This is a genomic window from Thioalkalivibrio halophilus (assembly GCF_001995255.1).
Classification (GTDB): domain Bacteria; phylum Pseudomonadota; class Gammaproteobacteria; order Ectothiorhodospirales; family Ectothiorhodospiraceae; genus Thioalkalivibrio; species Thioalkalivibrio halophilus.
In genome coordinates this window covers 41416-61561 of sequence record NZ_MUZR01000023.1, presented here as the reverse complement: position 1 = coordinate 61561, position 20146 = coordinate 41416, and the positions used below count along the sequence as shown (strand labels likewise).

The window sequence follows — 20146 nt, the reverse complement described above, 5'->3', positions numbered from 1 at the left end:
AATGAGTGACCCGGGCTCGCCACCGCCGATCTGCGTGGTCGAGGACAGCCCGGTGGATCTGGATCTGCTGCGCCATGCCTTCCGTCGCCGCCGCCTGGCCAATCCGTTGACGGTGGCGCGCGACGGGGAGGAGGCCCTGGCGGGGCTGGAACGCTGGGCGCGGGGCGAGGAACCGGTGCCGGCGGTGGTCCTGCTGGACATCCGGCTGCCGCGGATCAACGGTCTGGAGGTGTTGCGGGCACTGCGCGCGCATCCGGACTGCGGGCGCATCCCGGTGGTGATGCTGACGTCGTCGGCGGATGACGCCGACATCCGTACTGCTTATGAAAGCGGCGCGAATTCCTATATCGTGAAGCCGGTGGACTTCGACCGGTTCATGGATGTGGCCGAACAGATCGAACTCTACTGGTGCGTGTTGAACCAGCCTCCGGCCTCGGTGTTTACCTCAGGGAGGTCCCCGCGAGATGAAGATTCTGCTCGTTGAAGACAATCCGGTGGATGCCGATCTGCAGCGTCGGGCGCTGAGCCGTGACGGGGCGGAGGTCGAGATCCGCACGGCGGGGTCGATGGCCGAAGCCTGGGCGGCGCTGGAGGAGGCGCGCTTCGATTGCGTGCTGCTCGACCTGCGGCTGCCGGACGGCAACGGCATGGACCTGATCCCGCGTCTGCGCGAGGGCGGGCGCGAGGAGGCGATTATCGTGATGACCGGCCACGGCGAACAGGAAACCGTGGTGACCGCCTTCCGCGTCGGGGCCGACGACTATCTGCCGAAGAACGAGACCTACCTGGAGCACCTGCCGGCGCGTGTGCGGGACGCCCTCGGGCGTCGTCACCGGCGGCCGGAGGAGCTGGAAACGGTGCACGTGCTCTACGCCGAGCACAACGGCTTCGATGTCAGTCTGACGCGGCGGGAATTCGCCCGCGCGGCGCCGCATCTGCAACTGGAGGTGGTGGACTCCGCGGACGAGGTCCTCTCGCGGCTGGAAGAGGGGTTCGATGGCGACGCATCGTACCCCGACATCCTGTTGCTGGATTATCGCCTTCCGGGGATGGATGGTCTGGAGCTGGCGCGCCGCATACGCGCGGAGCGGGGTCTCGATATCCCCGTGATCCTGGTGACCGGGCAGGGGACCGAGGAACTGGCCGCACAAGCCCTGCGCCTGGGGGTCGACGACTACGTGCTCAAGAGCGGGGGCTATCTCAAGGGGCTGCCGGTGCTGGTCGATCAGGTGGTGGCCCGCGGGCGGCTGCGGCGCGAACAGGCGGCCCTGGCCGCGAGCGAGCATCGCTACCGGCAGGTGATCGACAGCGCCGGTGACATCATCTTCCAGACCGATGCCGGAGGCTGCCTTACGTTTCTCAATCCCGCCTGGACCCGGATGACCGGTCGCTCGGTGGAGGACGCCCTGGGACGTCCGCTGACCGAGTTTGTCGATACCGGGGACCGGGAGGCGGTGGCGGCCTTGCTGCGGGGGGAGGCTGCGGCCGCAAGCACCGGGGAGGAGGCGACGATCGGGGTTGTGACCCGTTGGGGCGGTCTGCACTGGATGGAGCTGCAGGGGCGTTCCGAGACCGATGCCGAGGGCCGTCCTGCGGGGTTTTCCGGCAGTCTGGTGGACGTGACCCGGCGCGTGCGGGACCAGCGTCTGGCGGCGGTGCGGGCGCGGGTGCTGGACCGTCTGGCCACCGGGACGCGGGATCCGGGCTTCCTGGCCGACGTGATCCAGGAGCTGGAGCTGCTGCTGCCGGAGCTCTCGGCCTCCATCATGCTGCACGACCGCGAAACCGGCATGCTGGAGTGCGTGGCGGCCCCGTCCCTGCCGGGATCGCTGCCCTGGCTGCACAGCCCCGTGCCTGCGGGGGAGGGTGTCGGCTCCTGTGGCACCGCGGCCTTTCGTGGCGAGCCGGTGGTGGTGGCGGAGGTCGCCGCCCATCCCTGGTGGGACGGGCTGCAGGCACCGATGGAGGCCGCGGGGCTGCAGGCCTGCTGGTCGTTCCCGTTCTTTGATGACGACGGGCACGTGCTGGGCACGCTGGCCACCTACCTGAACGAGGCGCGCGAGCCGCGCGACGAAGAACGGGGGCTGATCGACGAGTTCACCCAGCTGGCCGGTCTGGCGGTGCAGAAGCTGCACGCGGCGCAGGCACTGGATCAGCGCGATCGGGCCCTGCAGAGTTCGGCGCGCATGACGCTGGCGTTGCTGCAGGCGGAGTCCCCGGATCGGGTCATGAATTCCCTCCTGGGCCGGCTGGGCGAGACCCTCGCTGCGGACCGCGCCTGGGTCGTGGTCATGGCTGCGGAGGAGCCGGGCCGGGCGAATCGCGAGACGCACCGCCATTACTGGTTGCGCGGCGACCCGGCCGCGCCGGTGCGACCGCCCGCCCTGCGCAACCTTTCGCTGGACAGTCTGCCCGCGCGCTGGTCCGAGTACCTGCAGGACGGCGAAGTGGTCGCCGGCACCCGGGCGGAGTTCCCCGTGGAGGAACAGGCACTGCTGCAGAATCAGGGGCTGCAGTCGCTGCTGCTGGCCCCGGTGTTCCTGGAAGGGGAGTATCGCGGGTTCGTGGGAGTGGACGCGGTGGTGCGCGCACGCAACTGGAGCGCCACCGACGTGAGCGTGGCGCGCATCTTTGCCAGCAGCCTGGGGGCCGCGCTGGCGCGGCGCGAGACCGTGGTGGGCCTGCGCCGGCTGGAGGCGGTGTTTCGCAGCACCCGGGACGGCGTCGTCATCACCGACCTGTCCTCGCGCATCATCGCGGTGAATCCGGCGTTCACCGAGATCACCGGCTATCCCGAGTCCGAGGTGCTGGGACAGAATCCGCGCATCCTGCAGTCGGGCTACCACGACGCCGATTTCTATCGCGCCATGTGGCAGGAGCTGGAGCGTACCGGTTACTGGTCCGGCGAGCTGTGGAACCGCCGCCGGAACGGCACGGTGTATCCCGAATGGCTGAGTCTCTCGGTGGTCGTCGACGAGAGCGGGCAGCCTATCTGCTACGCCGGCACCATCACCGACATGACCGAGCTGAAGCGCTCCGAGAGCGAGCTCAACTATCTGGCCGAACACGATCCGCTGACCGACCTGCCCAACCGGACGCGGCTGCATTCGCTGCTGTCGCACGCGGTGGAAGAGGCGCGCGCGGAGAGCCGCGGGCTGGGCGTGCTGAGCCTGGACCTGGATCGCTTCAAGGACGTGAACGACAGCCTGGGCCATCCGGCCGGTGACGAGGTGCTGGTGGACATCGCCCGCCGTCTGGCAGAGTCGGTGCGCCCGCCCGATATCCTTGGCCGGCTGGGTGGCGATGAATTCATGGTGGTCAGTCAGCGTGCCGGGGATAGCGGATCGCTGGGCGAAGTGGCGCGCGAGTTGCTGGCGGCTCTGGATACGCCGGTGCTGCTGGACAGCGGGCGCAGCGTGCATCTCAACGCCTCCATCGGTATTGCGCGTTTCCCCGAGGATGGCGATACGGCCACCACGCTGATCCAGCACGCCGACGCGGCCATGTTCCATTCCAAGGAAAACGGACGCGAGACCTGGAGCTTCTACGAGGCGGAGCTGACGCGGGCGGCCAGTGAGCGGCTGGAACTGGAAAGCCACTTGCGCGGGGCGCTGTCGAGCGGGACCGGGGAGCTCCAGGTGCATTTTCAGCCGCAGGTGCGGCTGAGCGACGGCGTGCCCACCGGCGTGGAGTGCCTGGCGCGCTGGGAGACCCTGCAGGGCGAGAGCATCACGCCCGATCGCTTCATCCCGGTCGCCGAGGCGACGGGCCTGATCGTTCCCCTGGGTGAACAGGTGCTGCGCGAGGCCTGCAGACAGGGCGTGCGGCTGCTGCGGGAGGTGCGCGGCGACTTGGTGGTGGCGGTGAACCTGTCGCCCGTGCAGCTGCGCAGTACCCGGCTCGTGCGCCGGGTCGGCGAGATCCTGGCGGAGACGGGTTTCCCGGCGGAACAGCTGGAACTGGAGGTGACCGAAACCGCCATCATGAGCCAGGGTGATCGGGCCGTTTCCCGGCTCAAGGGATTGAAGTCGCTGGGCGTGCGCCTGGCGATCGACGACTTCGGCACCGGCTATTCGTCTCTGGCGGCCCTGCAGGACTTCCCGCTGGACGTGCTCAAGATCGACCGGAGTTTCGTGGATCAGGTGGACCGCGAGGGCCGGGGGCGCTGGATTGCTGCGACCATCATCGCGATGGCGCGCAATCTGCATCTGGAGGTGATCGCCGAGGGCGTCGAGACGGCGGCCCAGGCGGCGTGGCTGAACGCCCACGGCTGTGATGTCGGCCAGGGGTTCCTGTACAGCCCGGGGCTGCCCGTGGACCGGGCCGAAGCCTGGCTGCGGGCGCCCGGCCGGGTGGCGGCACTGGCCTCCGTCCGGCCGGGCTGATCCGGCCGGCTCAGAACATCAGGGCTTCGGTAACGATCCGGTCTACCAGTTCGTTGACGTCGCCGAGGGACTCCTGCGAGGCCTCGTCGCCGATCTGCGGCACGCGCTGATAGCTCATGTAGATCGTGCCCGGTTCCGCGGACAGTTCGTAGATGGCGATGACGTAGGGGCAGAACGTGATGTTGTGCGGGTCTGCTTCCATGGTCGCGCGCGAATAGGTGGCCGAGCAGAAATCCACCGAGCGGCCGTTCAGGTAGATGCCCTCGCCCGATTCCTGGCCGGCGGTGCGGTCCAGCATGTCGGCGATGTGGCCGACGTTGTTGATCACCAGCCCTTCGGTTTCGATGGCGAACTCGACCATCTCGAAATAGTGGTCGAAGTCCCCTTCGACGCTGTAGATTACGCGCTCCTCGCTCTCCTCGACGACCTCGTAGGCCAGGGCGGGCAGGGGGAAGGCCAGCGCGGCCGTCATGGCCAGCGCGGGCAATCCGGCGGTGACACGGCGGGCAGCCTGGCGGGTCTTGTTGCGGAATCCGGACATGAGGTGGCTCCTGTGTGGCTCGCGGATGACCGATGGTCCCGCCATTGTACGTCAAATGACCTGACTGCCGTCACGCCGGTCGTTCCAGCCGCTTTGCCAGGAGCTCGACATCCAGGGGCTGTGCGGGGCCTGCTTCCACGGCATGCTCGTCGGCGCCGGGCCATTCCTGGCGCGGGCGCTGCTGCTGCATGACCTCCACGTCGGCGTCCGAGGCATCCCGGCCTTGCGCGGCCCGGGCCTCGAGGCGTTCGCGCAGCAGGTTTTCGTCGGCGTGGCAGGCGACGACCGCAAAGCCGGCCTCCATGCGCGCGGCGAGCTCGCGGAACGGCTCGCGCTGGCCGCGTTCGAGAAAGGTCGCGTCGACGATGACGGTATGTTCCAGCTCCAGCAGTTCCCCGGCACGTTCCAGCAGGTGGTCGTAGATCCGCGCGCGGGCATCTTCGCTGTAGGAGACGGCATCGGTCATGCGTTTGCGTTCGACGTCGCTGCGCAGGCGCACCGCGCCCAGGGCCTGGAGGACGCGGGTGCTGATCACGGTCTTGCCCGACCCTGACACTCCGTGCATCAGGACCAGGCGGGGCTGCTGCGGTTCGGTCAGGCGTTCCGCCAGCGCCAGGTAACGCCCCATCTCGGCCTGGTGGGCGGCCTTCTCGTCCGAGGGCAGGCTGGGTTCGGCGGCATGGATGCCCTGGACCTTGGCCCGCACCAGCGCACGGTAGACCTGGTACAGCGGCAGCAGGGCCAGTCCGTCGAAATCCTCGCGTTCTTCCAGCCAGGCGTTCAGCAGCCGCCAGGCATGCGCCGGGTGCTCGCGGGCCAGCAGGTCCATGGTGGTGAAGGCGATTTCGGAAATGACATCGATCCAGCGCAGCTCCGGGTCGAACTCGATCGCATCGAAGGCCACCGGGCGCTCGCCGCCGGCTTCGTCCCCGGCTTTGATGTAGACCATGTTGCCCAGATGCAGATCGCCGTGGCAGTGGCGGACGTGGCCGCCGTCATGGCGCGCCTGCATTAGCGGGCGCAGGCGGTCCAGCTCCTTTTCGGTCCACGTCTGCAGGCGCTGCAGCCGCTCGCGTTCACTGGGCTGCTGGGCGGATTCGAACAGGCTGGGGAAGTTTTCGCGCATCGGCGCGGCCTCGGCCTCGGGGGTGCCGTGGGCGGATTCCGGGCCGGTGCGTTCCACGCTCTCGTGGAAGCGGGCGATGTAGCGGCCCAGCTCGTCCATCGCCTCGGGTGGCAGGGCGCCGCCCTCCAGCAGCCGGTCGAGCTGGCGGTCGCGGTCGAAGCGGCGCATGCGTACCGCGTATTCCTGTATTTCGCCGGTCCCGTTGATCACCGGGTGTTCGGGATCGCCATTGATGCTGACGACCTCGTGGTAGATCTCCGGCGCCAGCCGGCGGTTGATCTCGAGCTCCGTCTCGCAGAAATGGCGGCGCGCCTGCAGGGTGGAAAAGTCGAGGAAGCCCAGGTCCAGCGGCTTCTTGAATTTCCACGCCCAGTCCCCGGCCAGGATCACCGTGGAGATGTGCGTTTCGATGCGCCGGATCCGTTCGGCCGGACCGCCATCGGGGAACGCCCCGCTCTCGATCAGTCGGGTGAGAATGCGGTGCTGCTCGTCCAGCGCGGTCATGCGGCCTCCATCAATGTTGCCCCGGGTCAGGTTATCATTGCGCGAGTTGCGGGCGAGATGCCCGTGTTCACCCATCCCTGTTGCAGACCGCGAGAGCCATGCCGCGTTCCTCCCGCTCCCGATCTTCGCGCAAGCGCCGCCCCGCCGGCGGCCGGCTGCGTCGCGTGCTGCGTGCCGGCACCTGGACCCTGCTCGGTCTGCTGCTGGCCGGTGCCGGCGTGGGTGTGCTGTATGTGCAGAACCTGGATCGCGAGATCCGCGCCCAGTTCGAAGGTCAGCGCTGGGCCCTGCCGGCCCGGGTGTATGCACGGCCGCTGGAGCTGTATCCCGGTCGGCGCCTGGATCGTGAGCGCCTGGTGACGGAGCTGGAGGCGCTGAATTATCAGCGCAGCGGAAAGGGCGCCCGGGCCGGGGAATACGAGGTCAACGACGGCACGGTGGCCCTGACCACGCGCCCGTTCACTTTTGGCGACGGGCCCGAGCCGGCGCGTTCGGTGCGGGTGCAGATGGACCGTGGCCATGTGCGCTCGATCACGGATCGCGACACGGGCGCGGCGGTCGACCTCATGCGGGTGGAGCCGCTGCTGATCGGCAGTATTTACCCGACGCACGGTGAAGACCGCGTGGTGGTGGATCTCGACGAGGTCCCGCCGGCGCTGATCGGTGCCCTGATCGCGATCGAAGACCGGCGTTTCATGTCACATCGCGGGGTGGACCCGGCCGGTATCGCCCGGGCGGCCTGGGCCAATCTGCGCGCCGGCCGCACGGTGCAGGGAGGCAGTACGCTGACCCAGCAGCTGGTCAAGAACTTCTACCTCACCCGCGAACAGACCCTGTCGCGCAAGCTGAACGAGGCGGTGATGGCCCTGATCCTGGAGCATCGCTACTCCAAGGAAGCCATCCTCGAAGCCTATGTCAACGAGGTGTTTCTCGGGCAGGCCGGCGAACGTGCCATCCATGGTTTCGGGCAGGCGGCCCGGTTCTATTACCAGCGTCCGCTGAACGAACTGCGCCTGGATCAGCTGGCCCTGCTGGTGGGGCTGGCGCGCGGGGCCAGCTACTACGACCCGCGCCGCCATCCGGAGCGGGCCCGGGCCCGGCGCGACCGCGTGCTGAACGCGATGCACGAGACGGGCCTGGCGGACGCGGACACCGTGGCGACGGCTCGTGGCATGCCGCTGGATGTCTCGCCGGCGATGCCCGGCGGCAGCCGCTTCCCCGCATTCCTCGATCTGGTGCGCCGCGAGCTGCGCGCCGAATACGCCGACGAGGACCTGCGCTCCGACGGGCTGCGGATCTTTACCTCGCTGGATCCGGTGATCCAGCTGGCGGTGGAGGAGCGCGTGCGCGAAGAGGTGGCGGCGGTGGCCCCGCGGGCGGGCGAACATGCGGAGGAGCTGCAGGCCGCTGCGGTGGTGACCGACGCGCGCTCCGGCGAGGTGCTGGCGCTGGTCGGGGACCGCAACCCGGCGTATCCGGGGTTCAACCGCGCGGTGGAGGCGCGCCGCCAGATCGGTTCGCTGGTCAAGCCGTTCGTCTACCTCGCGGCGCTGACCAACCCCCGGCGCTATACCCTGGCGAGCCTGCTGGAGGACCGGCCGGTGACCCTGCAGCTGGCGCACGGGGAACCCTGGACCCCGCGCAATTTCGACCGCGAACACCGTGGCGAGGTCACGGCCTGGGAGGCCCTGGTACAGTCCTACAACGTGCCCACGGTGCGCCTGGCCGATCGCATCGGGGTTTCTCAGCTGGTGGATATCCTGCAGACCTTCGGGCTGCAGGCCACCCCGGCCCCCAACCCGTCGCTGGCGCTGGGCGCACTGGAGCTGTCCCCGCTGCAGGTGGCGGGGCTTTATCAGGGGCTGGCCAGCGGCGGTTATGCCACCGGCACGCGCGCGATCCGTGACGTCCTGGATGCCGACGACGAGGTCCTGTCGCACTACGGTCTGGAACTGCGCGGCGCGGTGCCGGACGGCGCCGTACGTCTGCTCGGCGAGGCCCTGCATGACGTGACGGTGGACGGCACCGGTCGCGCGATTGGTCAGCGCCTGCCGCAGCGCCGCCTGGCGGGCAAGACAGGGACCACCAATGATTTTCGCGATGCCTGGTTTGCCGGATACGACGATCGCCATGTGGGTGTGGTCTGGCTGGGCATGGACGACAATCGGGCGACCGGCCTGACCGGTGGTTCCGGGGCGGCTCCGGTATGGGCCGGCATCATGGGGGAGCTGCCGGGTGGATCGATCGAGGAGGGTCGGCATCCTTCCATCGAATATCACGAGATCGACCTCGACTCCGCGGCACGGATCGTGGACGAAGATCACGCCTGCGAACGCGTCAGGCGGCTGCCGTTCTGGCAGAATTCGGCCCCGGAGGCGGTGGCCGAGTGCGAGGGCGAGGCGGACGGCGACGCCGCCGGCTGGTTCGGCCGCATGTTCCGCAATCAGGATTGAGCGGGTATATCCGATGATGATGAAGCTGCGACAAGGCGAACATTCCGTGCACCGCACCCCGCGCGCCGTGCGGCTGCTGGCCGGCTGTGCCGTGCTCGCGATCCTGGCCGGCTGCGCGACCCCGGAGCCGCGTCCCGCGCCGGAGGAACCCGCGACCGATGTGCCCGAGCCCGAGGTCCTGGAGGTCGAGCCCGGGGCGGCCGAGGATCCGGAGCTGGCCGCCGGGGTGGACAGCGCAGCATCGGGTCTGGCGCAGCGCGCCGAACAGGCGCGCGCGGATGCCGAGCTGGCGCGCGCCGGCCAGTTGCTGGAGCGGGCCCTGCGCATCGCGCCGCGGGATGCCCGGCTGTGGCAGCGCCTGGCTGTGGTGCGACTGGAACAGCGTAACTTCGATCAGGCCGAGCGGCTGGCGCAGCGTTCGCTGGGCATGGCCGGGAACGACCGTGACCTGCAACGGGAGAACTGGACCGTGATCCTGCAGGCCCGCGAGGGCCGGGACGATACGGAGGGCGCGCGCGAGGCGCGCGAAGCCCTGCGCGCGCTCGGGGGCGAACGTGTCTGAGTCCGCCGCTTCGCCGGCCGTGCGGGCCCTGAGCCCGGGCGGCGATATTGCCGAGGCGGTCCCCGGGTTCCGGCCGCGCGAACCCCAGCAGGCGATGGCCGCGGCGGTGGAGGAAGGCGTGGCCACCGCGCCATCGGCCCTGTTGGTGGAGGCCGCCACCGGGGTCGGCAAGACCTATGCCTATCTGGTCCCGGTCCTGCAGCGGCGCAAGCGGGCGCTGATCTCCACCGGCACCAAAACCCTGCAGGACCAGCTCTACCATCGGGACCTTCCGGTGGTCTGCGGAGCGCTGGGGTATCAGCCAAAGACCGCGCTGCTCAAGGGGCGCTCGAACTACCTGTGCCACTACCGGCTGGAGGTCGCGGAAGCGGATGCCGCCGGGGCCACCGGCGCCGGCGCGCGGGCCGAGCGTCTGCATACCCTGCAGGAGCTGCAGGCCATGGCGCGCACCGACGACAGCGGGGATCTCAGCCAGTCCGGCCTGCTGGCCGAGGATTCGCCGCTATGGCCGCAGGTGACCTCGACGGTGGACAACTGCCTGGGCAATGAATGCCCGCATCTGGACGACTGCTTCGTGGTGCGCGCGCGGCGCCGGGCGCAGGAGGCGGATGTCATCGTGGTCAACCATCACCTGCTGCTGGCCGACATGGCACTGAAGGAAGAGGGCTTCGCCGAGCTGCTGCCGGAGGTCGACGCGGTGATCGTGGACGAGGCGCATCAGCTGCCGGAGATCGCCGGGGCGTTCTTCGGTGTGGCCCTGAGCACGCGTGCCCTGCGCGAACTGGCGCGCGACACGCGCCGCGAGCAGGAGCAGCATGCCCCGGAGATGACCGACATGCGCCAGCGCGTGGCCGAGGTGGAGGCCGCGGCGGGCGGTCTGCTCGAGGTGACCGAGGGGCACGAAGGGCGGGCCAGTCTGGAGGATGCCGACCCCGAGGGTGCGCTGGGGCCGAAGCTGGACGCCCTGGACGACGCGCTGCGCTGGCTGCACGATGCCCTCCAGGTCGCGGCGCCGCGGGCGCCCGGGCTGGAACAGCTGCGTGCGCGCTGCGAGCTGCTGCGCGAGCGACTGTCGGCGTGGCGCGAGGATACCGAAGACACGGTCGCCTGGCTGGAGCGTTTCCGCCAGAGCCTGACCCTGCACCGCACCCCGCTGGATGCCGCACGCCCTTTGGCGCAGCGGCGCGCGGCGCGCCCGGCGGCCTGGATCTTCACCTCGGCGACCCTGGCGGTGGGCGAGGACTTCACCCACGCGGCGCGCCGCCTGGGGCTGCCCGGAGACGTCGCCACCGCGCGTCTGGACAGCCCGTTCGACTTTGCCCGTCAGGCCTGCCTGCTGCGCCCGGATCCGCCGCTGCCGGATCCCAACGCGCCGGATTACACCCGCGCCTGCCTGCGCTGGGCCTGGCCGCTGTTGAAGGACGGACCGGGCGGCGGATTTTTCCTGTTCACCAGCCATCGTGCTTTGCAGGAGGCCGCGACCCTGCTGCGCGAGCATCTGCCGGAGGACCGCGAACTGCTGGTGCAGGGGGAGCAGTCGCGTGGCGAGCTGCTGGAGCGTTTCCGCGCGGCCGAACGCCCCTGGCTGCTGGGCGCGCACAGCTTCTGGGAAGGCGTCGACATCCGCGGGACCGGGCTGTCGGTGGTAGTGATCGACCGTCTGCCGTTCGCCGCGCCCAACGATCCCGTGCTGCAGGCCCGCGCCGCGGCGCTGGAAGCCGAGGGCCGGCACCCGTTCATGGAGTTCAGCCTGCCGCAGGCGGTGCTGGCGCTGAAGCAGGGCGCCGGCCGTCTGATCCGCGACGGTTCGGACACCGGCATCCTCGCGCTGTGCGATCCGCGCATCGACGGCAAGCCCTACGGCAAGCGCTTTCTCAACAGCCTGCCGCCGTTCCACGAGGCACACAGCCCGCGGGCGGCGCTGGACTTTCTGCAACAGGCCCGGGAGCGCCACGCATGCGCCTGATCGCCATCGACACCGCCACCGAACGCTGTTCCGCCGCCCTGTGGGTGGACGGCGAACTGTACTCGCTGTCGGAGCGGGCACCGCAGCGTCACGGTGACCTGATACTGGGCCAGGTCGAGACCCTGCTGGCGGAGGCCGGGATCGACCGTCATTCGCTGGACGCAGTGGCGGTGGGGCGCGGTCCGGGGGCCTTCACCGGGGTGCGGCTGGGGCTGGGCGTGGCGCAGGGGCTGGCGTTCGCGCTGGATTTCCCGGTGGTCCCGGTGTCGTCGCTGCAGGTGCTGGCCCAGCAGGGTCTGCGACTGGCGCCCGAGCCGGCCCCGGCGGCGGTGCTGGCCGCGCTGGACGCGCGCATGGGCGAGGTCTACTGGAGCCTGTGCCCGGTGGCCGGGGAGCGGGTCCTGCCGGCACCGGAGGCCGTGGCGCCGCCGGAGGCGGTGGCTGCGCAATGGCCGGCGGGGGAGCGGCTGGGGCTGGGGACCGGCTTTCGTGCCTTCCCCGAACTCGCCGGGCAATGCGGGCTGGCCGACGAACGGGTGGATCCCGATGCCCTGCCGGACGCCTTTGACCTGGCGTTGCTGGCGGTGGATGCCTGGGAGCGCGGCGAGGCGGTGGATCCGGCGGATGCGCAGCCGGTCTATCTGCGCGATGACGTGGCACGACCGGCGGCGAGCCCGTGACCGCGCCCGGGAATGCCCCGGTGTGGCCCTGGGAGGCCCCGCTGCAAGGCCGGCTTAAGGCGAGCCCGGAGGATTTCCGGGTGGAGGAGCTTCCGGCTACCCTGCCGGACGGTGCGGGCGAGCATCTGTGGCTGGAGATCGAGAAGCGCGGCCTGAACACCGAGGACGTGGCCGTGTGGATCGCGCGGTCCGCGGGCGTGGGACGCGGCGCGGTCAGCTACGCCGGGCGCAAGGATCGTCATGCCGTGACCCGGCAGTGGTTCAGCGTGGCCTGCGCGCCGGAGGTGGATTCGGCGTCATGGGCGGTGCCGAAACCCGGCGAGGCGATCGCCGCGGACGCCTGGCTGCGTGTCTGTCGGCACGCTCGCCATGCCCGCAAGCTGCGCACCGGGCACCTGGCGGGCAATCGTTTCACCCTGCGCCTGCGCGAGCTGGAGGGCGATGGCGACATGGCCGAGCAGGTCCTGGAACGGATCCGCGCCGGCGGCGTGCCGGCGTATTTCGGCGAACAGCGCTTCGGGCATGCCAACCGCGAGCGGGCGTACGACTGGCTGGGCGGCGGTCGGCGTCCGCGCGGGCGCAATCAGCGCAGCCTGCTGCTGTCCGCGGCGCGCGCGGAGCTGTTCAACGCGGTACTGGCCGAGCGCGTGCGCCGCGGCGACTGGGACCGCATCCTGCCGGGCGAGCGGGTCAACCTGGACGGCAGCGGCAGCGTGTTTACCGCGGATACGGTGGATGCGGAGCTGGAGGCGCGCGCCGCGCGGCTCGACGTGCATCCCACCGGGCCGCTGTGGGGGCGCGGGGATCCGGGCACCGGGGGCGAGGTGCGCGAGCTGGAAGATGCGGTGGCCGCGCAGCACGAGGTGCTGGTCCGTGGCCTGGAGGCCGAGGGTCTGAAGGCCGCGCGCCGGGCGCTGCGTCTGGTGCCGCGATCCATGGAGTGGGAATGGGAAACGTCGCGGGTGCTGCGTCTGCAGCTGGAACTGGGCCCGGGAGAATATGCCACGAGTGTAGTGGAGGCCCTGATGCGCACGTCGGCCGGGGAGTGACCCCCGGGGTCACTCCGGGTCGCTCCGGGGTTGCTGGCGGGTCAGCCGGAGCCGGCCAGCTGACGCTCCGCACGTTCGGCGCGTTCTTCGGCCTCGACGCGCGCGGTGATGTCCTTCTGGATCCCGATGTAGTAGGTCAGCCGGTCTTCGTCGTTGAAGATGGGCGTCAGCGACAGCTCGTTCCAGAACAGCGAGCCGTCCTTGCGATAGTTGCGCAGGGTCACGCGGCAGGGGCGATCCTCGTCCAGCGCGGCGCGGATTTCGCGCACGGCATCCTGGTCGTTGTCGTCGTTCTGCAGAAAACGGCAATCGCGGTAGAGGATCTCCTCGGAACGATACCCGGTGAGCTCCTCGAACGCGCGGTTGACGTAGATCAGGATATTGTCGTGGCCTTCGCGCTCGGCGATCACCACTCCGTCGTTGGAGGCGTCGACCGCGAGGGCGAGCAGCTCGGCATCAATGGTTCGCGTCATGTCTTCGATTCTATAGGTTCCATCCGTCAACTTTACAGATTGTCATAAAGCCGCTTGTCTGTCCCTTTGTCCCTGCCGAAATTCGGTTTGTTCTGGGGGCGGGGCGCAAAAAGAAAGGGCCGCATCATCGCTGATGCGGCCCTTCTCGTATCGCCATTTTCGGAGAGCGTTACATCTCCTGGGTGATGGTGAATGCCCCGCGGACCTGCCCGGCCTGGTAGCCGGTGGCCTCGTCTTCCGGGTACAGACGCTCCAGCGCGTGCTGGATGTCGGAATCGATGTCCTCGCCGTGGCAGGCAAGGCACTGGCTGCCAGCCGGGATCGCCGCCATGAAGCGGAACCGCGCGCCATCCTCGGTCTGGATCACTTCGTGCGACGGGGCGACTTCGTCGGCCGGCGTGCCGGCGGCGACTTCGGCGTCAAAGCTTTCCAGCACCGCGCGCTCCCACTCGTCCGGGGCGTTGTCGGGGTTGCGCAGCTTGAGGCTGGTGCGCCCGACATCCCAGCCGGTTTCGGCGGAGATGTCCGAAGCGATCTCCGGAGCCACTTCATTGCATACCTGGATGGCTTCCGTCGGACCGCCTTCTTCCATCGCGGCCATCAGTTCACCCTGCAGGGTGCTGGCGAACTGCTGGATCGCCTCGCGGCTGTCCATGGAACGCTGTTCGATCTCTTCTTCGCTGACCTCGTTCGCGGCGGGTTCCCCGGAAGCCGTCGTGGCTCCGTTATTCGAGCAGCCCGCGGCGAGGGCCGCGATGCCGAGGGCGATGGGGGCAAGTTTCCAGTGATTCATGAGCAGGACCTCTTCGTCGCAGTTTCCGTTGCCTTTGGATGCATTCATTGTACAAGGCTTGTACAGGATGGTCTCGCAGCCCGTGCGGGATTGCAACCCGGGCGGCATGCGGCTGCGGCAATCCGCTGATAACGGTCAAGGTAACTCTGGACTTGATCTAAATCAACATGCCGTCCAGTGCTAATGTTCCACGGCGATACCGGCGCAACTCAGGACGGCTCCGGGCGTTTTTTGAGCAGGACGTACACGGCCCCGGTGCCACCGTCCGCGGGACGTGCCGAGCAGAACGCGAGCACGTCGTCGCGTTGGCGCAGCCAATGGTCGGTCAGCCCCTTCAGGACCGGGCCCCGCGGGCTCGAGCGCTGGCCCTTGCCGTGGATGATGCGCACGCACAGGCGGTCATCCGCGCGCGCCTCGTCAATGAAACCGGCCACCGCCTGGCGGGCCTCGTCGGCGAACAGGCCGTGCAGGTCCAGTTCGTCCTGAATTCGGTAATGGCCGCCGCGCAGCTTGCGGAACACCCGCTGGCTGATGCCCGCGCGGCTGAAACGCAGCTCGTCGCCGGGCTGGAGGTCGCCGAATTCCAGCGGGTCGCTCATCCAGTCGAGCCGGGCCTGTTCCTCGTCACGGTCGCGCTGGGCCGCGCGGGCGGGCGGGCGCGGCGTATCCTTCTCCGCGCGGTCGCTGTGAATCCGGCGTACCGGGCCCACCGCACGCAGAAACTCGTCGAAATCGCTGGGACCGTCCCCGGAATTCATGGCAGGATACTCGCTTTCCGAGGCTCCGGCACAGGCAGGAAACTGCATGTCCCGAAGCCGTTTCCAGTATATTGAAGACCCTTATAAAGCCTCCGGCTCCCGAATGCGCATTCTGGTCAGTAACGACGATGGAATCCATGCCCCCGGCATCCAGTGCCTGGCCGACCACCTGCGAACGGTGGCCGAGGTCGAGGTGGTGGCGCCGGACCGCGACCGCAGCGGCGCCAGCAACAGTCTGACGCTGGTGCGGCCGCTGCACGCCCGATCGGTGGGCGACGCCGGTGTGCAAGTGGATGGCACGCCTACCGACTGCGTGCATCTGGCGCTGACGGGGCTGCTGGAGGACGAACCGGATCTGGTGATCTCCGGCATCAATGCCGGGGCTAACATGGGTGATGACGTGCTGTACTCCGGTACCGTGGCCGCGGCCATGGAGGGCCGCTTCCTCGGTCTGCCGTCGATCGCGGTGTCGCTGGTGGGGACCGATCTGCGGCATTACGACACCGCGGCGCGCGTGGTGCTGGACCTGCTGGATCGGCTGCGGCAGGTCCCGCTGCCGGCGGCCACCATCCTCAACGTGAACGTCCCGGATATCCCGTTCGAATCGATCCAGGGCGTGCAGACCACCCGCCTGGGGAACCGCCATCGCGCCGAGCCGATGGTCGCCGACCAGGATCCGCGCGGGCGGGAGATCTACTGGGTGGGTCCCGCGGGTCCGGAGCAGGACGCCGGTCCCGGGACCGATTTCCATGCGGTGCGCGAGGGCTACGTCTCGATTACGCCCATCCAGGTGGATCTCACTCGTTACGATGCCATCGACACCGTGGGGCGCTGGCTGGAGGGCGTTGCGCCAGGGGGTCACCACCAGGGAGGTACACCATGGTGAGCGACGCCTCGGGTGCCGGGCTGACCTCGGGACGGGCGCGCGACCGCCTGGTCCGGATCCTCGAGCAGCAGGGTATCCGCGATCCGCGGGTGCTGGAGGCCATCCGCAGCGTGCCCCGGCACCTGTTCGTGGAAGAGGCGCTGAGTCACCGCGCCTACGAGAACATCGCGCTGCCCATCGGGCACCGCCAGACGATCTCCCAGCCGTTCATCGTCGCCCGGATGACCGAGGCCCTGCTGGAGGGCGGGCCGGTGAGCACTGTGCTCGAGATTGGCACGGGGTCCGGTTATCAGGCGGCGGTGCTGGCGCAGATCGTCGACCGGGTGTACTCGATCGAGCGCATTCAGGCGCTGACCCGCAGCGCGCGAGAGCTGCTCAGCCGGCTGGGCATCAACAACGTGAATCTGCGCCACGGGGACGGGGCCGAGGGCTGGCCCGAGAAGACACCCTATGATGGCATTATCCTGACCGCGGCCCCGCGCGAGGTGCCGGAGACCCTGCTGACCCAGCTGGCCCCCGGCGGGCGTCTGGTGGCCCCGGTGGAGGGCCCCGACGGACGTCAGCAGCTGGTGCGCTACACCCGTACCGAGGAGGCGTTCGTGCGGGACGTTCTCGACGCGGTGATGTTCGTCCCGATGCTGCCGGGCGCGGAGCAGTAACGACGTGCCCGGAGTCGCGTTGCGATGAAGTTCTTCGAACCGGTCTATGATCGCGTGATGGGCTGGTCGCGGCATCGCTACGCGCCGCGCTACCTTGCCGGACTCTCGCTGTTCGAGTCCTTCGTCCTGCCGTTCCCGCCCCCCGATGTCATGCTCGCGCCGATGGCGGCCGCATCGCCGGCACGTGCCTGGTACCTGGCCGCGCTGACAACGGTCGCCTCGGTGGTCGGAGGGGTGCTGGGCTATCTGGCGGGCTGGCTGGCGTTCGAGTGGCTGGGACCGTGGCTCCGGGACATCGGGTATGCCGCCGAACTCGCGCAGGCCGAGGACTGGTTCGGGACCTGGGGGGTATGGGTGGTCCTCATCGCCGGGTTTTCGCCACTGCCATACAAACTCTTCACCATCACCGCCGGGGCCCTGGCCATGGCGTGGCTGCCGTTCGTGCTCGCGTCGCTGCTGGGCCGGGGCGCCCGTTTCTTCCTTGTGGCCCTGTTCATGGCCTGGGCGGGGCCCCGTGCCGAACGGCACCTGCGACCCTACATGGAACGCATCGGCTGGGCCGGAATCGGGGTCCTCGCGGCGGCCATCGCGGTGTACCTGGCCCTGGAGTGAGCATGCACAGTGGGTTGCTGCGCGGCCTGATCCCCCTGTTGCTGGCGGCCCTGCTGGTCGCGGCCATGAATGGCTGTGCCCTGCGTACACCGGGAGAGTCCCGGATCCCCGATACCCATACCGTGTCGCGCGGCGAAACCCTGTACAGCATTGCCAGTCGGTACGGCCTGGAGTGGCGGGCGGTGGCGCGGCGCAATGCGATCGGCGCGCCCTACACGATCCATCCCGGCCAGCGTCTGCGGTTGACCGGTCCGGCCCGTTCCTCGCCACCGCCGGCACCCACGCGCGAGACGGCGGGGAGCTCGAGATCGTCTTCTTCCGGCGGAAAAGCGTCCGGAAACGGCGGTGGGGCGTCTTCGGCGCCCGCACCCGATCCCGAGCCGGAACCCGATCCGCCGCCTGCACCGCGTGGCGACGGCCAGTGGGTGTGGCCGGCCGACGGCGAGGTGGTCAGGGGTTTTTCCGACAGCGCGAGCACCCGACAGGGACTCGGAATCGGTGGCGAGGTCGGGGATCCGGTGCGCGCCGCGCGCAGTGGCGAGATCGTCTATGCAGGCGGCGGTCTGGTGGGGTATGGTCGGATGATCATCGTTCGCCATGACGAGCGTTTCCTGTCGGCTTACGGCCACAACGACCGGCTGTTGGTGGAAGAAGGCGACACGGTGGAAGGCGGCGACGAAATTGCGCGCCTGGGCGCATCGGGGACGGATCTGCCGATGCTGCATTTCGAGATCCGCGTGGACGGTTCCCCGGTTGACCCGGCGAGCTACCTTCCGGATCGATGAATCGAAGCAGTCAAATTACAGGATCACGCATGAAAGAGCCCCGGAACCCGGTCGATCTCGACGGCGCTGAAGGCGAGGATCCGGAATCTCCGCTGGAAGAGCCGGCATTGCACGAACCGGCGGAAGAAGAGCGGGACGAGGGTGGCGGGTTCGCCCTGGAAGAAGAAGCCCCCGACCCCGTCGAATCCGGGGTGCCCGAGGACGAGGTGCAGGTGCGGCCCCGTACCCTGCGTGACGCCCGCCCCGCGGAGCTGGATGCCATCCAGCTCTACCTGCGCGACATCGAATTCCGTCCCCTGCTGACTCCGGAAGAAGAACGCCACTATGCGCGCCTCGCGCGACAGGGCGACGAGGCCGGCCGGCGGCGCATGATCGAATGCAATCTGCGTCTGGTCGTGAAGATCTCCCGGCGCTATCTTAACCGGGGGTTGGCGTTGCTGGATCTGATCGAGGAGGGCAACCTCGGGCTGATGCATGCGGTGGAGAAGTTCGATCCCGAGCGCGGCTTTCGCTTTTCCACCTATGCGACCTGGTGGATCCGCCAGACGATCGAACGCGCCCTGATGAATCAGGGACGCACGATCCGCATTCCGGTGCATGTCTCCAAGGAACTGCGCATGCATGCGCGGGTGGCCCGCGAGCTGACCCAGGAGCTGGGGCGCGATCCCAGCGAAGAGGAACTGGCCGCGCGCCTGGAAAAGCCGGTGGCCGAGATCCAGAGACTGCGGGCGATGTCCGAACCCTCGACCTCCATGGACCTGCCGCCGGGGCCGGAGGGCGATCGCTCGCTGACCGATATCCTCGCCGACGTGAATGCGGTGGAACCCTCGTCCATCCTCGAGGATCAGGATATCCAGGATCTGGTGGAGGAATGGCTGGGCCTGCTCGACGAGAAGCAGCGCGAGGTGCTGGTGCGCCGCTTCGGTCTGCACGGCTTCGAGCGCTCCACGCTGGAGACGGTGGGCGCGGAGATCGGGGTCACGCGCGAACGCGTGCGCCAGATCCAGATGGATGCGCTCAAGCGCTTGCGGCGGCTTCTGGAATCGCGCGGAATGAAGGGCGACGAGGTGCTGCCCGGGTCCTGAGTCCGGTTCGGCAGCGACTCAGTCGTCGGCGGAGGCTTCTGCCGGTTCCACGATCAGGGCCGCGGCCACGTCGCGGCCCTCGGCCATGATCAGATTGTAGGTGCGGCAGGCCGCCGCGGTGTCCATGATCTCCACCCCCAGCTCGCGCCGCTGCAGTTCGCGCCGCAGTTCGCGCGGCGGAAAGCGGCTGACCTCGCCGGTGCCGATCAGCAGGACCTCCGGGGGCTCCTCCAGAACCGGCTCCAGGGCCGCGAGATCCAGCTCGCCGGCCGCGCGCACCGGCCAGTCCGCATGCAGCGAGCGCGGCCGCACGATCAGGCTGGCGTGATAGGCGACATCATTGATCCCGATCGCCCCGGGGGCATGCCCGGTGATGCGATAGGTGAGGCCATCGGAGGTGAGTTCGGAGAACAGCATGACCCAGACGCTACCCCGCGGCGGCGCCGGGCTCAAGAGCCGGTGTCGGGGGCAGGGGTCAGCGGCGGGGCCGGAAACCCGGCGGACGTTCGGCGATCCATTCCACGAAGCGCCGGATGACAGGCTCGGCCAGCAGGGCCTCGCGAGTGTTCAGACGTTCGGCGAGCGTCTGTTCGTCGAACTGGCGGTGGATGTGGTCGTGGCACGGGCGGCAGACCTGCAGCAGGCGGCCCTCGCGTTCGGCGCGCGGGAACCGGCGGCGGATGCGCCGACGCCGGTGCTGCTTGCGTGGGATCAGGTGGTGCCGGGTCAGGCCTTCGTGTCGCCCGCACAGCTCGCAGATCCCGCTGGCCGGGGCCTCCGGGGGCGTCCCGGGCGAGTGTCCACCATGGCGGTCTCCGGGTGGGCACAT

The 20146-nt window shown here is 69.2% G+C and carries 19 protein-coding genes; 12 read left to right on the top strand and 7 right to left on the bottom strand.

Annotated elements, in window-relative coordinates; genetic code table 11:
* The first annotated feature begins 1 nt into the window (after position 1).
* Positions 2–484, top strand: a complete 483-nt coding sequence (locus B1A74_RS07515) for a response regulator (protein WP_077244241.1) — start codon at positions 2–4, stop codon at positions 482–484.
* Positions 465–4385 (top strand): EAL domain-containing protein, encoded by a 3921-nt coding sequence (locus B1A74_RS07510; protein WP_077244240.1) that lies wholly within the window; start codon positions 465–467, stop codon positions 4383–4385. The genes B1A74_RS07515 and B1A74_RS07510 overlap by 20 nt, the downstream gene beginning before the upstream one ends.
* 10 nt (positions 4386–4395) lie before the next feature.
* On the opposite strand, the gene B1A74_RS07505 is transcribed toward B1A74_RS07510, so the two are convergent.
* Positions 4396–4926 (bottom strand): DUF302 domain-containing protein, encoded by a 531-nt coding sequence (locus B1A74_RS07505; protein ID WP_077244239.1) that lies wholly within the window; start codon positions 4924–4926, stop codon positions 4396–4398.
* Between the two features lie 70 nt (positions 4927–4996).
* Positions 4997–6556 (bottom strand): bifunctional aminoglycoside phosphotransferase/ATP-binding protein, encoded by a 1560-nt coding sequence (locus tag B1A74_RS07500; protein ID WP_077244254.1) that lies wholly within the window; start codon positions 6554–6556, stop codon positions 4997–4999.
* 98 nt (positions 6557–6654) lie between these two features.
* Between B1A74_RS07500 and mrcB the strand changes: the two genes are divergently transcribed.
* Genes mrcB through truD form a run of 5 tightly spaced genes read left to right on the top strand, consistent with a single transcriptional unit; the run spans position 6655 to position 13266 of the window.
* On the top strand, positions 6655–9009 hold the full coding sequence (gene mrcB / locus B1A74_RS07495; protein WP_077244238.1) for a penicillin-binding protein 1B: 2355 nt from the start codon (positions 6655–6657) through the stop codon (positions 9007–9009).
* A 13-nt stretch (positions 9010–9022) separates the two neighbouring features.
* Positions 9023–9571 (top strand): tetratricopeptide repeat protein, encoded by a 549-nt coding sequence (locus B1A74_RS07490; protein ID WP_018947686.1) that lies wholly within the window; start codon positions 9023–9025, stop codon positions 9569–9571.
* Positions 9564–11537 carry a DNA repair helicase YoaA gene (yoaA, locus tag B1A74_RS07485; RefSeq protein ID WP_077244237.1) on the top strand — a complete coding sequence of 658 codons (1974 nt, stop codon included), beginning with the start codon at positions 9564–9566 and terminating at the stop codon, positions 11535–11537. The genes B1A74_RS07490 and yoaA overlap by 8 nt, the downstream gene beginning before the upstream one ends.
* Positions 11528–12217, top strand: a complete 690-nt coding sequence (tsaB, locus tag B1A74_RS07480) for a tRNA (adenosine(37)-N6)-threonylcarbamoyltransferase complex dimerization subunit type 1 TsaB (RefSeq protein WP_077244236.1) — start codon at positions 11528–11530, stop codon at positions 12215–12217. Before yoaA ends, tsaB begins: the two co-directional genes overlap by 10 nt.
* A 20-nt stretch (positions 12218–12237) precedes the next feature.
* Positions 12238–13266, top strand: coding sequence for a tRNA pseudouridine(13) synthase TruD (truD, locus tag B1A74_RS07475; RefSeq protein WP_077244235.1), 1029 nt, complete (start codon positions 12238–12240; stop codon positions 13264–13266).
* 41 nt (positions 13267–13307) lie between these two features.
* Here the strand turns inward: truD and B1A74_RS07470 are convergent, their stop codons facing one another.
* The 3 genes from B1A74_RS07470 to B1A74_RS07460 form a co-directional block, all read right to left on the bottom strand.
* The gene (locus B1A74_RS07470) at positions 13308–13739 is read right to left on the bottom strand and encodes a PAS domain-containing protein (RefSeq protein ID WP_077244234.1); all 432 of its coding nucleotides are present in this window, start codon (positions 13737–13739) and stop codon (positions 13308–13310) included.
* A 169-nt stretch (positions 13740–13908) separates the two neighbouring features.
* Positions 13909–14394, bottom strand: coding sequence for a Tll0287-like domain-containing protein (locus tag B1A74_RS07465; RefSeq protein WP_425274675.1), 486 nt, complete (start codon positions 14392–14394; stop codon positions 13909–13911).
* Between the two features lie 347 nt (positions 14395–14741).
* Positions 14742–15290, bottom strand: coding sequence for a Smr/MutS family protein (locus B1A74_RS07460; protein ID WP_077244233.1), 549 nt, complete (start codon positions 15288–15290; stop codon positions 14742–14744).
* A gap of 103 nt (positions 15291–15393) precedes the next feature.
* On the opposite strand from B1A74_RS07460, the gene surE reads away from it, so the two are divergent.
* From surE to rpoS, 5 genes are read left to right on the top strand one after another with little or no spacing between them, the layout of a single operon-like run.
* Positions 15394–16176, top strand: a complete 783-nt coding sequence (surE, locus tag B1A74_RS07455) for a 5'/3'-nucleotidase SurE (RefSeq protein ID WP_077244232.1) — start codon at positions 15394–15396, stop codon at positions 16174–16176.
* Complete coding sequence (locus B1A74_RS07450; protein ID WP_024329147.1) at positions 16170–16835, top strand: protein-L-isoaspartate(D-aspartate) O-methyltransferase; 666 nt, start codon at positions 16170–16172, stop codon at positions 16833–16835. Before surE ends, B1A74_RS07450 begins: the two co-directional genes overlap by 7 nt.
* A 24-nt stretch (positions 16836–16859) precedes the next feature.
* A complete protein-coding gene (locus B1A74_RS07445) occupies positions 16860–17447 on the top strand; it encodes a YqaA family protein (protein ID WP_024329146.1) in 588 nt (195 codons plus the stop codon).
* A gap of 2 nt (positions 17448–17449) precedes the next feature.
* Positions 17450–18232, top strand: a complete 783-nt coding sequence (locus B1A74_RS07440; RefSeq protein WP_024329145.1) for a peptidoglycan DD-metalloendopeptidase family protein — start codon at positions 17450–17452, stop codon at positions 18230–18232.
* A 29-nt stretch (positions 18233–18261) separates the two neighbouring features.
* On the top strand, positions 18262–19317 hold the full coding sequence (rpoS, locus tag B1A74_RS07435) for an RNA polymerase sigma factor RpoS (RefSeq protein ID WP_077244231.1): 1056 nt from the start codon (positions 18262–18264) through the stop codon (positions 19315–19317).
* Between the two features lie 18 nt (positions 19318–19335).
* Here rpoS and B1A74_RS07430 read toward each other — a convergent pair whose 3' ends face one another.
* Both B1A74_RS07430 and B1A74_RS07425 read right to left on the bottom strand, forming a co-directional pair.
* Positions 19336–19734 carry an Mth938-like domain-containing protein gene (locus B1A74_RS07430; RefSeq protein ID WP_024329143.1) on the bottom strand — a complete coding sequence of 133 codons (399 nt, stop codon included), beginning with the start codon at positions 19732–19734 and terminating at the stop codon, positions 19336–19338.
* A gap of 58 nt (positions 19735–19792) precedes the next feature.
* Complete coding sequence (locus B1A74_RS07425; RefSeq protein ID WP_018947699.1) at positions 19793–20146, bottom strand: hypothetical protein; 354 nt, start codon at positions 20144–20146, stop codon at positions 19793–19795.

Coding starts and splice junctions, on each gene's coding strand:
- B1A74_RS07515 (WP_077244241.1), top strand. CDS start 2: ATGAGTGACCCGGGCTCGCCACCGCCGATCTGCGTGGTCGAGGACAGC.
- B1A74_RS07510 (WP_077244240.1), top strand. CDS start 465: ATGAAGATTCTGCTCGTTGAAGACAATCCGGTGGATGCCGATCTGCAG.
- B1A74_RS07505 (WP_077244239.1), bottom strand. CDS start 4,926: ATGTCCGGATTCCGCAACAAGACCCGCCAGGCTGCCCGCCGTGTCACC.
- B1A74_RS07500 (WP_077244254.1), bottom strand. CDS start 6,556: ATGACCGCGCTGGACGAGCAGCACCGCATTCTCACCCGACTGATCGAG.
- mrcB (WP_077244238.1), top strand. CDS start 6,655: ATGCCGCGTTCCTCCCGCTCCCGATCTTCGCGCAAGCGCCGCCCCGCC.
- B1A74_RS07490 (WP_018947686.1), top strand. CDS start 9,023: ATGATGATGAAGCTGCGACAAGGCGAACATTCCGTGCACCGCACCCCG.
- tsaB (WP_077244236.1), top strand. CDS start 11,528: ATGCGCCTGATCGCCATCGACACCGCCACCGAACGCTGTTCCGCCGCC.
- B1A74_RS07470 (WP_077244234.1), bottom strand. CDS start 13,739: ATGACGCGAACCATTGATGCCGAGCTGCTCGCCCTCGCGGTCGACGCC.
- B1A74_RS07465 (WP_425274675.1), bottom strand. CDS start 14,394: ATGGACAGCCGCGAGGCGATCCAGCAGTTCGCCAGCACCCTGCAGGGT.
- B1A74_RS07460 (WP_077244233.1), bottom strand. CDS start 15,290: ATGAATTCCGGGGACGGTCCCAGCGATTTCGACGAGTTTCTGCGTGCG.
- surE (WP_077244232.1), top strand. CDS start 15,394: ATGCGCATTCTGGTCAGTAACGACGATGGAATCCATGCCCCCGGCATC.
- B1A74_RS07450 (WP_024329147.1), top strand. CDS start 16,170: ATGGTGAGCGACGCCTCGGGTGCCGGGCTGACCTCGGGACGGGCGCGC.
- B1A74_RS07445 (WP_024329146.1), top strand. CDS start 16,860: ATGAAGTTCTTCGAACCGGTCTATGATCGCGTGATGGGCTGGTCGCGG.
- B1A74_RS07440 (WP_024329145.1), top strand. CDS start 17,450: ATGCACAGTGGGTTGCTGCGCGGCCTGATCCCCCTGTTGCTGGCGGCC.
- rpoS (WP_077244231.1), top strand. CDS start 18,262: ATGAAAGAGCCCCGGAACCCGGTCGATCTCGACGGCGCTGAAGGCGAG.
- B1A74_RS07430 (WP_024329143.1), bottom strand. CDS start 19,734: ATGCTGTTCTCCGAACTCACCTCCGATGGCCTCACCTATCGCATCACC.
- B1A74_RS07425 (WP_018947699.1), bottom strand. CDS start 20,146: ATGTGCCCACCCGGAGACCGCCATGGTGGACACTCGCCCGGGACGCCC.